Annotated in this window: 14 protein-coding genes; all 14 read right to left on the bottom strand. The window is 47.7% G+C overall.

The features are described from left to right. Positions 1 to 80: 80 nt before the first annotated feature. On the bottom strand, positions 81 to 1,391 hold the full coding sequence (pyrP, locus tag HAP68_RS07485) for a uracil permease PyrP (RefSeq protein WP_003154389.1): 1,311 nt from the start codon (positions 1,389 to 1,391) through the stop codon (positions 81 to 83). A gap of 154 nt (positions 1,392 to 1,545) precedes the next feature. Beyond that, positions 1,546 to 2,091 carry a bifunctional pyr operon transcriptional regulator/uracil phosphoribosyltransferase PyrR gene (gene pyrR / locus HAP68_RS07480; RefSeq protein WP_014304977.1) on the bottom strand — a complete coding sequence of 182 codons (546 nt, stop codon included), beginning with the start codon at positions 2,089 to 2,091 and terminating at the stop codon, positions 1,546 to 1,548. 188 nt (positions 2,092 to 2,279) lie between these two features. Then, positions 2,280 to 3,194 carry an RluA family pseudouridine synthase gene (locus tag HAP68_RS07475; protein WP_024085285.1) on the bottom strand — a complete coding sequence of 305 codons (915 nt, stop codon included), beginning with the start codon at positions 3,192 to 3,194 and terminating at the stop codon, positions 2,280 to 2,282. A gap of 1 nt (position 3,195) precedes the next feature. Beyond that, entirely contained in the window at positions 3,196 to 3,657 is a 462-nt protein-coding gene (lspA, locus tag HAP68_RS07470; protein WP_003154398.1) for a signal peptidase II, read from the bottom strand. A 101-nt stretch (positions 3,658 to 3,758) separates the two neighbouring features. Next, positions 3,759 to 4,130: a TraR/DksA family transcriptional regulator gene (locus HAP68_RS07465; RefSeq protein ID WP_014304976.1), complete on the bottom strand. Its 372-nt coding sequence runs from the start codon at positions 4,128 to 4,130 to the stop codon at positions 3,759 to 3,761. Between the two features lie 149 nt (positions 4,131 to 4,279). After that, on the bottom strand, positions 4,280 to 7,045 hold the full coding sequence (gene ileS / locus HAP68_RS07460; RefSeq protein WP_024085284.1) for an isoleucine--tRNA ligase: 2,766 nt from the start codon (positions 7,043 to 7,045) through the stop codon (positions 4,280 to 4,282). 341 nt (positions 7,046 to 7,386) lie between these two features. After that, positions 7,387 to 7,881 (bottom strand): septum site-determining protein DivIVA, encoded by a 495-nt coding sequence (gene divIVA, locus HAP68_RS07455; protein WP_003154406.1) that lies wholly within the window; start codon positions 7,879 to 7,881, stop codon positions 7,387 to 7,389. A gap of 94 nt (positions 7,882 to 7,975) precedes the next feature. Further along, a complete protein-coding gene (locus tag HAP68_RS07450; protein ID WP_014304974.1) occupies positions 7,976 to 8,746 on the bottom strand; it encodes a YlmH family RNA-binding protein in 771 nt (256 codons plus the stop codon). Between the two features lie 61 nt (positions 8,747 to 8,807). Then, positions 8,808 to 9,086: a YggT family protein gene (locus HAP68_RS07445; RefSeq protein WP_003154408.1), complete on the bottom strand. Its 279-nt coding sequence runs from the start codon at positions 9,084 to 9,086 to the stop codon at positions 8,808 to 8,810. A gap of 6 nt (positions 9,087 to 9,092) precedes the next feature. Beyond that, positions 9,093 to 9,551, bottom strand: coding sequence for a cell division protein SepF (gene sepF / locus HAP68_RS07440; RefSeq protein WP_003154410.1), 459 nt, complete (start codon positions 9,549 to 9,551; stop codon positions 9,093 to 9,095). Continuing rightward, the gene (locus HAP68_RS07435) at positions 9,548 to 10,240 is read right to left on the bottom strand and encodes a YggS family pyridoxal phosphate-dependent enzyme (RefSeq protein ID WP_024085283.1); all 693 of its coding nucleotides are present in this window, start codon (positions 10,238 to 10,240) and stop codon (positions 9,548 to 9,550) included. The genes sepF and HAP68_RS07435 overlap by 4 nt, the downstream gene beginning before the upstream one ends. A gap of 4 nt (positions 10,241 to 10,244) precedes the next feature. After that, positions 10,245 to 11,081, bottom strand: coding sequence for a peptidoglycan editing factor PgeF (gene pgeF / locus HAP68_RS07430; protein ID WP_014304972.1), 837 nt, complete (start codon positions 11,079 to 11,081; stop codon positions 10,245 to 10,247). A 154-nt stretch (positions 11,082 to 11,235) separates the two neighbouring features. Next, entirely contained in the window at positions 11,236 to 11,487 is a 252-nt protein-coding gene (locus HAP68_RS07425; protein WP_003154415.1) for a YlmC/YmxH family sporulation protein, read from the bottom strand. Between the two features lie 60 nt (positions 11,488 to 11,547). Further along, positions 11,548 to 12,828 (bottom strand): acetylornithine deacetylase, encoded by a 1,281-nt coding sequence (locus HAP68_RS07420; protein WP_024085282.1) that lies wholly within the window; start codon positions 12,826 to 12,828, stop codon positions 11,548 to 11,550. Positions 12,829 to 12,873: the final 45 nt, after the last annotated feature.

Genomic DNA, 12,873 nt, shown 5'->3' with positions numbered 1-12,873 from the left:
GTGCGGTTAAAGAGAGAAGAGCCGTACAGCGTCTTCCCGTTATAACCCTTCCAAGCCTCTCTGGACTTTCTTTAAAAGGTTTACATATGATTTGGTTTTTCCGATGCAATCGCGTCTTCTTCATTTGCATGCGGCAGGATAAGGTTCAGGATGACTCCGACGATTGCCGCAAGCGCCATGCCGGATATTTGGAACCCGCCTTTTGATACTTGAATAAAAGCCCCTCCGACGCCGATCACGAGGATGACGGATGTGATAATTAAATTTCGCTTGTTTTCATAATCAATGTTGTTGTCAATCAGCATTCTCAAGCCGCTGGAGGCAATGATTCCGAAGAGCAGGAAGGAAACGCCTCCCATAACCGCGGACGGAACAGAGCTGATCAGCGCTGAAACTTTGCCGATAAATCCGAAGCACAGCGCAATCACTCCTGCGCCGCCGATGACAAAGACGCTGAAAACTCTCGTAATTGCCAGGACACCGATGTTTTCGCCGTATGTTGTCGTCGGCGGGCCGCCGATTAACGAAGCGATAATCGTCGCTACGCTGTCCCCCATTATGGAGCGGTGCAGTCCCGGCTTTTTAATGAAATCCTGTCCGACGACTTTACTCAGCACCATTTGGTGGCCGATATGTTCTGACATCGTCACGAAAGCGACCGGCACCATCGCAGCGGCAATGCCCAATGTCACTGACGGCGTGTAGTCTTTGAAAGGGATGATAAATTCAGGAACGGCGAACCATTTTGCATCAATGACCGGCTGAAAATTGACGATGCCCTGTGTCAGCGCAAACAGATATCCGCCTATAATGCCGATCAATACCGGAATCAAGCTTAAAAATCCCCGTAAAAAGATGGCGCAGATAATGGTGATGGCCAAAGTGACGCCGGCTACACTGAAATGTTTCAGGCTGTAAACGAGTTCCTTCGCATTCGGATCAGCATACATTGCCATATTGACGGCTGTGCTTGCCAGTCCGAGACCGATGACGATGATGACCGGCCCGACGACCACCGGGGGCAGCAGCTTCATCAGCCACCCCGTTCCAAGCTGCCTGATGAGAAGCGCGATCAGGCCGTACACAATTCCCGCCAGGAAAGCGCCGACCATGGCAGCCCCCGGTCCTCCCGTCGCCTTCACCAAGATAATTGGTGATATAAAGGCGAATGATGAGCCGAGATAAGCGGGAATCTGGCCTTTTGTCACCAAGAGATAGGCGAGTGTCCCGATTCCGCTCGTGACAAGCGCCACTGCCGGGCTCATTCCGACCAGTTTCGGCACGAGTATGGTTGAACCGAACATGGCGAATAAATGCTGCAGGCTGAATGACAGCCAGGACAATGGATTGGGGACGTCCCTGACTCCCAGGTTTACTTTTTTCTTACTCATGGCGTTTTCCTCCCGGTTGACTTTCAAATGGTATAAAAAAACCTCTTTGCTTTTTGCGCAAAGAGGCATACAAAGCCCGGCCGCGTCGATCCGCCCGGCTTTGTGTTTTAAAATCCTCTTTGCAAACTCTCTGGAATGCATTTAAAAAGGGTGATTATTCATTTTCGTAAATGGCGACCATATCAGTCTGATCAACTTCGCTCAGCTGAACCATCACTTTTTCAGCTTTTGAGGTCGGAATGTTTTTCCCGATATAGTCCGCTCTGATCGGCAGCTCCCGGTGTCCTCTGTCGACAAGCACGGCAAGCTGTATCGATGACGGCCGCCCGACATCAACGAGAGCATCCATCGCAGCTCTCACCGTCCGGCCGGTATAAAGCACATCGTCAACCACAATGACCTTTTGGTCTGTGATATCGGCCGGAATGTCCGCGCCTTTTACAAGCGGCTCTTCATTGCTCGTTTTTTTTGTGAGATCGTCACGGTAAAGGGTGATATCGATTTCCCCGACGGTGACCGGATTTCCTTCAATCTGTTCGACCCGCTCGGCCAGCCGCTTCGCTAAATAAATACCTCTTGTTTTAATCCCTACAAGAATGCAGTCATTCATTCCTTTATTCCGTTCGATCATTTCATGGGCTATCCTTGTCAGCGCCCTTCTGATGGCCTGTTCATCGAGAATAACAGCTTTTTGATTCACTCGTGACACCTCTCCATTCGTATATAAGAAGAAAAAACCCCTCCTGCCAGAGCATAGAGGGGTTCCTTTCCAGGACCAAGACACACGTGTATCTCTTCTGTCCTATCCGTTATCCTTCTCAGCCTCTCCGGACTGTGTTAAAGAATCTATTCAGCTTGTTTTTATTATTTCAGAAAAGAAACTCGCTGTCAATGGCTATTTCTCAAATGTTCAATGAGTTTTTTCATATCTTCAGGAAGGGGCGCTTCAAACTCCATGTATTCGCCCGTCCGCGGATGGTCAAAACCTAATATTCCGGCATGAAGCGCCTGACCGTTGAAATCAATGGTTTTTCTCGGTCCGTACTTCGGGTCGCCTGCCAAAGGAAATCCGATATATTTCATATGAACACGGATCTGATGCGTTCTTCCGGTTTCAAGACGGCACTCTACGAGCGTGAAGTCTTGAAAACGCTCAAGCACGTGGAAATGCGTGACGGCGTTTTTGCTGCTTTCTCTTGTTACGGTCATGCTTTGTCGGTCTTTTTTATCTCTCCCGATCGGAGCGTCAATCGTTCCGTCATCATGTGAAATCAACCCGTGGACAACCGCTGTGTACTTTCTCGTCACGGTTTTATTGACGAGCTGATTAACGAGTGATTCATGCGCCATATCGTTTTTGGCGACCATTAACAGGCCGGAGGTATCTTTATCAATCCGGTGGACGATTCCCGGGCGCATGACGCCGTTAATGCCTGAAAGATCGTTGCAGTGAGCCATCAGTCCGTTTACGAGCGTCCCTGTCACATGGCCGGGCGCCGGGTGTACGACCATGCCCCGCGGTTTGTTCACAACCAAGACATCCTGGTCTTCATAGTAAATGTCCAAATCCATCGGCTCTGCAAGCACGTCCAATTCTTCCGGTTCAGGAATGGTGACGTTTACCTGATCGCCGGGCTGCATTTTATAATTCGCTTTTACGAATTTGCCGTTAACGGATACCAGTCCCTCTTTTACCCATTGCTGCACTTGAGTGCGTGACCAGTTTTCTCCCGTTGAAGCCAAAAATTTATCAATCCGTTCGCTCTTTTGTTCAGGCTGAACGGTTATCTCAAATTGATTCATGTTATTGCTCCTTCTTTTTCCCGCTGTCAAACAGCATATGAATAAATAAAAGTATTACACCGACGCACAGTGAGGAGTCCGCGATATTAAAAATCGGATAGTGATAATCCACGATGATGACATGAATAAAATCCACCACTTCCTGGCGCGCCGCCCGGTCAATAAAGTTTCCGGCCGCACCTCCCAGCATTAAGCCGAGAGAAATTCCGAGTAACATCTGCCCTTTTGCATAACGCTGTATGTAATAAACGATTCCGATAATCACGGCGATGGTAATGACGTAGAAAAACCACATTTGGCCGGCTAAAATCCCCCACGCCGCTCCCGTGTTGCGATGAGATGTGATATAAAGCACCTGGTCGATGACAGGTATGCTTTGTCCCAATTCCATATGGCTGACGACAAGCCATTTGGTCAATTGGTCGGCAATAATAATAAAAAGAGCGATAAGATAATAAAGCACACACGTTCCTCCAGTATACAGTTACTTTTATCCTTTATGAATTTTATCAGTAAAAGATGCCGGAGTAAAGGCAGATCATAAGCGTATACAAACAGACGCTGTCACTCATACAGCGCCTGATCATATGCATAATCTCCGGTTACCCAGTATGGAAGGGTTTTCTTTTCAAATTGAGCGGGATAATAAAAATCATCAGCGGTTCTGGCCGTCGGCAGCACCGCAAGTTTTTCAATCGGAATGGGGGCGCCTGTTTTTTCACAATAACCGTACGTATTGTTTTCAAACTTAGACAGGGCAAGAAGAACATCCTGAAGTTCTTCTTTTATATGATAGATCAGAGTTGCTTCTTGGTCGTTCATTGAAGGTTCAACAGATGCTGACATTTGAAAGCAAGAATATTCGAATAATCTTGATTGAAGTTCTTCTTTCATCATGAGAAGCTCCGTGTGGATTGCGGTCAGTTGATCATTCATTCATCACAACTCCTGCTCTTGATGTTATAGCTTTATTGTTGCCCTCAGAGCGCCATTTGAAGCCCATAAGAATTTTCCTGCCGTTCTAATCGATGACATTGCTGGCATGTAAAAAAGCGCCCGGCTGACACCGGGCGCTTTCTCATTTATTATTTTTGATAATATTTTTCAACGATTTCCGCATTGCGCAGTGATAATGTCGGATATTTCGGATTGGCTCCGACATCTTTAGAAATTACGCGGGAACGCTCACACATCTGGCCTTCCGCTTTTTCTACGGTCATTTTTCCTGTTGTAAAGCTTTGCGCGTTTTCCGGCGCTTCACTTTCGTCTTTTACTGTCAGTTCTGAGACGATAAACAGCTGCGCGATGTTTTCTTTAATGGATGACAAGAGGTCGCGGTTTTCTTTGTTCGGATACAAAGTCAGGCTCGCTTCCAATGATCTTCCGATAATTTTTTCGTTACGGGCTGTTTCCAAAGCTTTCAGCACGTCGTTTCGAAGCTCCATGAAGCGGTCGAATTTTTCTTCTGTCGCCTGACTGTCCGGAACAGCAATGGTTTCCGGCATATCTGTCAGCTGCACGCTCGCTTCTTCAACAAATGATAAGTGAGACCACATTTCATCCGCCGTATGCGGGAGAATCGGCGCCGTCAGTTTCACTAACGCCAGCAGCGTTTCATAGAAGACGGTCTGCATGCTGCGGCGGTCCGGATGATCCGCATGCTCGATGTACACAACATCTTTTGCAAAATCAAGATAGAAGGAGCTGAGCTCGATCGTACAGAAATTGTGAATGCTGTGATAAACAACCGCAAATTCGTATTCATCGTACGCTTTTTTCACCTTATCGATCAGCTTATTCAGCTTGATCAGCATATATTGATCCACTTCGCGGAGATCTTTTACATCCACGGCATTGACGCTTGGATCGAAATCGAACAGGTTGCCGTGAAGGAAGCGGAACGTGTTGCGGACTTTCCGGTATACTTCCGCGACCTGCTTCAGAATATCTTCAGAAACCGGGTGATCGGCCTGATAGTTTACGGAAGATACCCATAAACGCAGAATTTCAGCTCCAAGCTGTTTTGCGATTTTTGTCGGGTCAATCGTATTGCCGAGTGATTTACTCATTTTACGGCCGTTTGCATCAAGTGTAAATCCGTGGCTTAATACGCCTTTATACGGCGCTTTGCCGGTGACTGCAACAGCAGTGGAAAGAGAAGAGTTAAACCAGCCGCGGTATTGGTCAGAGCCTTCAAGGTATAAATCAGCCGGACGGACAAGATCATCTCGTTCTTCAAGAACGGCCTGATGGGAAGAACCTGAATCAAACCATACATCCATAATGTCTTGCTCTTTCGTGAAGATTCCGTTCGGGCTTCCCGGATGTGTAAATCCTTCCGGCAGGAGGTCTTTTGCCTCTCTTTCAAACCATACGTTTGAGCCGTGCTGTTTGAACAGCTCAGACACGTGTTCAATCGTTTCGTCAGTGATGATCGGCTCACCGTTTTCTGCATAAAATACCGGGATCGGAACCCCCCAGACGCGCTGTCTTGAGATACACCAGTCACCGCGGTCGCGCACCATGTTGTAAAGGCGCTGTTCGCCCCACTCCGGCACCCACTTCGTTTGTTTGATGGCATCAAGCAGATCGGATCTGAAATCTTTAATTGACGCAAACCATTGCGCAGTCGCTCTGAAGATCGTCGGTTTTTTCGTTCTCCAGTCATGCGGATAGGAGTGTGTAATAAACTCGAGTTTCAAGAGCGCGCCGTTTTCTTCAAGCTTCTCCGTGATCGGTTTATTGGCTTTATCGTAAAACATTCCTTCAAAGCCCGGCGCTTCGTCGGTCATGTTTCCTTTTTCATCAACAGGGCACAGTACTTCTAAGCCGTACTTTTGGCCGACGATAAAGTCATCTTCCCCGTGGCCCGGGGCAGTATGAACACAGCCTGTTCCGGCATCGGTTGTGACGTGGTCACCGAGCATGACGAGTGAATCTCTGCCGTACAGCGGATGTTCTGCAGTGATGTATTCTAATTCTCTGCCTTTATATGATGCGACAACTTCAGGATTTTCAAAGCCGCATGCCTCCGCTACGTTTTCGATCAGTTCAGCCGCCACTACATAACGCTTGTCTCCAACCTTGATGACATTGTATTCAAGATCAGGATGAACGGAAATTCCGAGGTTGGCAGGCATCGTCCACGGCGTCGTCGTCCAGATGATGAAGCTTTCTCCGTTTTCCAGAACGCCTTTACCGTCTTTCACTTTAAACGCAACATAAATAGACGCGGAACGTTTGTCCTGATATTCAATTTCCGCTTCTGCTAAGGCAGATTCACTTGAAGGCGACCAGTTGACCGGCTTCAGACCTTTATAAATATAGCCTCTTTTCGCCATCTCGCCGAAAACGCGGATCTGCTGCGCTTCAAATTCAGGCTGAAGCGTAACATACGGGTTTTCCCAATCGCCTCTGACGCCGAGACGCTTGAATTGTTCGCGCTGTCTTTCGATCTGCTGCCATGCATAATCTTCGCAAAGCTTGCGGAAATCAGCGACGGACATTTCTTTCCGGTTTACTTTTTTGTTTTTCGTCAGCGCCGTTTCAATCGGCAGTCCGTGCGTATCCCAGCCCGGCACGTACGGTGCGTTGTAACCGCTCATTGATTTATAGCGGACGATGAAGTCTTTCAGGATTTTGTTCAGGGCATGGCCCATGTGGATGTCTCCGTTTGCATAAGGAGGTCCGTCATGCAGCACGAATTTCGGGCGGTCTTTCGTCCGTTCTTGAACAAGACGGTAAATGTCCTGCTCCTCCCAGTCTTTTTGCATGTCCGGCTCACGATTCGGCAGATTTCCCCGCATCGGAAAATCTGTTTTCGGCATTAACAGCGTATCTTTGTAATCCATTTTCATTCCTCCACAACATTTTTCAGAAAATAAAAAAAGCCCTCTCATCCCATAAGGGACGAGAAAGCTTATCTCGCGGTACCACCCTTTTAGAAAAAACGGATCATCCGTCTTTTCCTCTCGAACATCGTAACGTGATGGAACGTCCTTTCCTACTCTCGGTTCAGAAAGGAAACTAAAGGGCTGATCTGCATGATTCCGGCCATCCCGGGCTTTCACCTTCCCCGGTTCGCTTTATAGCCTGTTTTGAGTCATGCCGGTCCCTTTCAATCGTCTTTTCATCTGAATTTATGAACGTATTATATTCGAACGGGCCGAAGAATGTCAAGAAAATCAGAAAATTATTCTTTTTCCTCAAATACCGCGTCGACTTCGTATTCCAGCAGATGATCCCAATCATCGTTCTTCAGCAGGTCAAGCTGCGCTTCAATCAGCATTTGGAAACGTGTTCTGAAGACTTTAGACTGTTTTTTCAGCTCTTCGATTTCCATTGCGATTTTTCTTGATTTGGAAAGTGACTCATTGATGATGCGATCGGCATTTTTTTCTGCTTCACGGACGATCAGCTTCGCTTCTTTCTGCGAGTTGCGCTTTACGTCTTCTGCTGCTTCCTGGGCTACGAGAATTGATTTATTCAGCGTTTCTTCGATATTGGCAAAGTGGCCGATTTTTTCGTCCAGCTCGTTCACTTTCGCCTCAAGCTCCGTTTTTTTACGGAGTGCGATTTCGTAATCTTTTCTGACCTGCATTAAAAATTCATTTACTTCATCTTCATCATATCCGCGAAAACCTTTTGTAAACGTTTTGTTATGGATATCATTCGGCGTTAATGGCATATTGCCACCTCCATTTTTACATTTCAGTACGGTTATCTAGTTCACATTATAAAACAAATACGGCACAGATGGAGAAAAAAACTGAAAAAACGACTCATTTTTGCCGTTCAAATGTAACTTTCCATTTGTCTTTTTTCGTTTTTCCGTCAACTTTTGCCAAACTGCATCGTCCGAAGCCGCGAATCGAGAGCATGTCCCCTTCAGCAACCTGAAAAGACGGATCTTCAATAGCTTTCCAATTCACCTTAACGAGCCCGTTTTTCACAAGCGCCTGCGCTTTCTGCCGGGATTGCCTGCTCATTGAAGCGCAGACGGCGTCGAGACGCAATGAAGAAACCGTGTCATCCCTTATTTCGACATCTGAAGCGGGAATGTGAAGAGCGGAAAGCTCGATTTTCTCAAGCTTTACCGGCGCTTTGCCCGCCTTCGTCAGCTGAGTGCTGACAAAATCGGCGATTTCACCGGAGACGATGAGCTGCACGGCTTCCTCTGAGAAAATCAGATCGCCGTATTTCTGCCGCTTTAAGCCGACCCCCATTAATGATCCTAGAAGAGAGCGGTGGTCAATGCTGACGAATTTTTCAGCGTATTGAACGTCAAAAGCCCGGAGCTCAAAATCATCCTGTTCAGGTTCCATATATTCAGGGTATAAAATCGCGCGTTTGCGCTCAGCTCTGTCATATCCTCCGAAAAACGCAAGACCGCAGGCGTCGCCGATAACGGCTTTTACAATCACCTGTTCCCTGGGATCTAAGAAATCAGTCAGCTTCATCCGATACTGGTCCAGGACAATCTGTTTCCATTCAAGCACCTGATCAATAAAAGGCCGCTCGTCTTGTCTGAAGTGCTGGTAAATATCGCTCATGTTCTTTCCTTTCTATGTAAAGAGGCTTGGCTGGTGCCAAGCCCGTATCAAACTGTCGCATTCAAGTATACATTGCGATCATGCGGTATAGGCCCCAAAGTCCCGTCGTGGCAAACCGAAGCACGATAATCGCTACAATCGGGGATATATCCAGCATGGCAATGGGCGGAATGATCCTTCTGAACGGCTCTAAATACGGTTCGCAAATCGCTGCGAGAAACCGTCCGACCGCCGTTTCTCTCGTACTCGGCACCCATGACATAAAGATATAGATGATCAGGGCAAACGAGTAGATGTAAATTAAATAACTCAGAACGGAAAAAATTTGATAAAGAATCATCCTGCTTTACCACCTCTGATGTTCGTCTTCATTTATAAGCTCCGAAATCGTGCCGGAAACGTCGACATTATCAGGCGTGCACAGAAAAATATCTGAACCGATTCTCTGAATGTCGCCGCCGATGGCGTAGACGGTACCGCTTAAAAAGTCGACGATTCTTTTCGCCTGATCATGCTGGATGCGCTGCAGATTGACGACAACCGCCCGCCTGTTCTTTAAATGATCGGCGATTTCCTGCGCTTCCGCATATACACGCGGTTCACTCAAGACCACTTTAGAGGATTTCTGAACACTTTGCAAGCTTACTACGTTCTGCTTGCCCTGCGGCTTCTGAGCGTAAGCAGGCTGTTTATCTTTCTGCTGTTCATGCTCTTCCTGATGATCCTGCTCCGTTTCAATGTATTCGTACTCGTACTCCTCCTCATCCATTGAGAAAAAGTTTTTCAGTTTATTTTTCATGCTCATTTGTTTACACCCCCCGGTTCATTTCCGACTAATGAAGAGCCGATTCTGATAAAAGTTGCGCCCTCTTCAACAGCGATTTCATAATCATTTGACATGCCCATTGACAGTTCCCGGCACGGCGCGTTTGTCTGATTCAGTTTTTGCACCTGATCCCTCAGATCACGCAATTGCCGGAAGCAGGCTCTGATCGTTTCTGTATCGTCTGTCAGGGGAGCCATCGTCATCAGGCCCTCTACAGAAATGTTTCTAAACTCAGAAAGCTCTCTGATAAAGGGGATGACCTCCTCTGTTTTCAAACCGTGCTTAGACGGCTCAAGCGAAGTATTCACCTGCACAAAACAGCGAACCGTATGCTGCGCCCGTTTTTCAATCTCTTTTGCCAATGACAGTCTGTCTAAGGAATGAATATAAGATACACGGTCAACGACGGCCTTCACCTTTCTGGACTGAAGACTGCCGATAAAGTGCCACTTCGGGCTTCCTTTGATGACTTCCTGCTTATGGATAAGCTCGGCATCCCGGTTTTCTCCCAGACTTGTAATACCGGCATCAACGGCCTCTTGAGCCCTTTCAGCTGATACGTATTTTGTAACCGCGATGACGGTAACATCTTCGGGGCTTCGGCCCGATCTGTTACATGCTTCGTTTATTCTTTCGTTTATATGTCGTAATTGATCAGCAACACGCAAGATCTTATGCCTCCTTCATTCCGATAAAGGACATCATGCGTCCCGTTTTCCCTTTGTCGCGGCGGTGTGAAAAGAATAGTTCACGCTCTCGTTCGGTGCATAATCCGCTGACTGAAATGTTTTCTTCCGGAATGCCGCAATGTATCAGAAGAAGACGGTTGACCTCTTTTAAATCAAGCTGATACTGGCCTTTTTCCGTTTCGCATATGGCGGATTCAGCCGTAAAGGGCAGCGCCCGCACTTCATTGATGACGCGGTCGTCGACTGTATAACTTCCCGCGCTGATGGACGGACCGATGACAGCCTGAATATCTGTTAAACGGGAGCCTTCTTCGTTTACCCAGCGTTCCGTCATGATGCGTCCGATTTGTTTGACCGTCCCCTTCCATCCGGCATGGGCAGCGCCGATAATGGATTTCACCGGGTCATAAAAATACAAGGGCACACAGTCCGCAAAACAAAGGGCCAAAAAAAGATTCGCATCTTTCGTGTAGAGCCCGTCCGTCCCGCGGAATGCGGAAGAATAGTCTCTCGCTCCTTTTCCTTTATCCCCGGCTGTCACGCGCCGGACGCGGTTTTCATGTGTCTGGTCGGCGAACACCCAGGAATCCAGATCAGTACCGCATAAGGACGCTATGACTTCACGGTTTGTCACAACATCATGAGCTTCGTCCCGGACGTGCAATCCGGTATTTAATGACTCATACGGAGGATTGCTGACACCGCCGTTTTTCGTTGTGAATCCGGCGATGACCTTTGTGTTAAGCTGATTCACACAGTTCCAGTCTTCTATCATGAGTGCCGAGGGGGTGGTAAGACTAAACGGGTGATATGTATTCATGGAGATCCAACCTTTCGACAAACATTAAAAAAGCGTAATTTCCCACTCATTTTAACACAATTTTAAGCATACGTTTAGCGGCTGATTGAAAAATGAGATAAATAAATGTGCCGGAAACATTGAGATTTCCGGCTTTTTACAAGTAAAGGGAGGATTACGCTCCCCCCTTTGGTTCATTTACACGCACTAAGATGACATCTTCCCCAATTTTAACTATATTTCGCCAAGGAATGATCATTTCCTCTTCTTTTCCGAAAAAACCGAGAACTTTTCCGCTGCCGCCTAAAATAATCGCCTGAATTTTTCCCGTTGTCACGTTAATATCAATATCCCCGATGCTTCCGAGTTTTTTTCCGTTCGACACGTTTACCACATCTTTTATTTGAAATTCAGATATGCTGATCATCCGTATCACGCCCTTTGCCCGTTCTTTTTCCTATTATATGAACGGCCGGGCTGAACCTTGTCACATCGGGCAATCTTTTTTGCGGCTGCACCAGCCGAGAATAAATCTCAGCATGATTTTCGTATAGTCCATAAGCTCATCAACGGACACTTCCTCGTTTACGGAGTGGGCGTTTTTTAAATCGCCGGGGCCGTATATGACGCTCGGAATCCCGGCCTGATAAAGCCATCCTCCGTCTGTTACGGTTTGGGAAACATCAATGACGGGCTCCTGTTTTTTGACGGCAGAGTGTGATGCAGCCAAGACAGAAACTGCCGGATGATCCGGATCGATTTCCAGCGCCGGGAACACCTCTCCTCTGTCTTCAATCATCGAAGATCCGCCCCATTTGAACACCGGCCTGTTTTCTTTGAGCCACAGATCACTGTCAGCGACACGATTAATATAGTCTTCGATTTCTGCGGCTGCTTGTTCGTGCGTTTCGTTCGGATAAAAGTGGACGGTGATCCATAACCGGCATTCATCGGCGACAAACGCTGCGTGTCTTCCGCCTTCAATGACGGCGGGGTTGATCGTATTGGTGCCGGGCGCAATGCCGGGATAGCTTTTCGTTACCGCCCAGTGGCGCTCCAGCTCTCCCAAGGCAGTGATGATTTTCGCCATTTTTTCGATGGCGCTCGCTCCGAATGTGCCTCCGCCCGCATGAATCATATTGCGCCTCATGCCGTCATGAAATGTTTGTTTGCTTTTCAATTCTATCCAGCCGGTGATGACACCGCCCTGCCCTTGAATATGCAGGCTGCTCGTATCCGCGACAACCGCAAAATCCGCGTGATAGCCGCGTTTGCAGCATTCCAGCGTCCCCGCCTCGCCGACTTCTTCTCCGATTACAGACTGTACAATGAGGTCGCCCGGAAGCTTAATGCCGGCATCATGGATCAGCTTCAGAGAGAAAAGAACACACGCCAAACCTCCTTTCATATCAGCGGCGCCCCTTCCGATCAGCATGCCGTCTTTTACGAGCGGCTGAAACGGGTCAGAGTTCCAGTCTTCGCCCCCGGCTTCTGCCACATCAATGTGTCCGTTTAAAATCAGGCTTTGATGCCTGCTTGAATCTGTCCCTTTTAAAACACCGACTACATTCGGATCTTCCGGATACACATCCCACATATCGACCGAGCAGCCCGTTTCTTTTAAAAAGCCGGCCACCCACTTTTGGGCTTCTGCCGTATTTCTTGCTGGCGGGGCCGGAGTGGGAAAGGCGATCAACCTTTCAGCAATATGTATGAAGTCGTGCCTCCGTTTCTCCGCCTGGTGTAACAGCATATCAATCTGATGCATTGGAAATCTCCCCTTTGGCTGTATCAAAAAACCCGTTTCATTAAA

The organism is Bacillus sp. Bvel1 (assembly GCF_014872755.1).
GTDB classification, from domain to species: Bacteria; Bacillota; Bacilli; order Bacillales; family Bacillaceae; genus Bacillus; species Bacillus velezensis.
The sequence above is the reverse complement of the archived record's forward strand: the minus strand, read 5'-3'. Positions and strand labels throughout refer to the sequence as shown.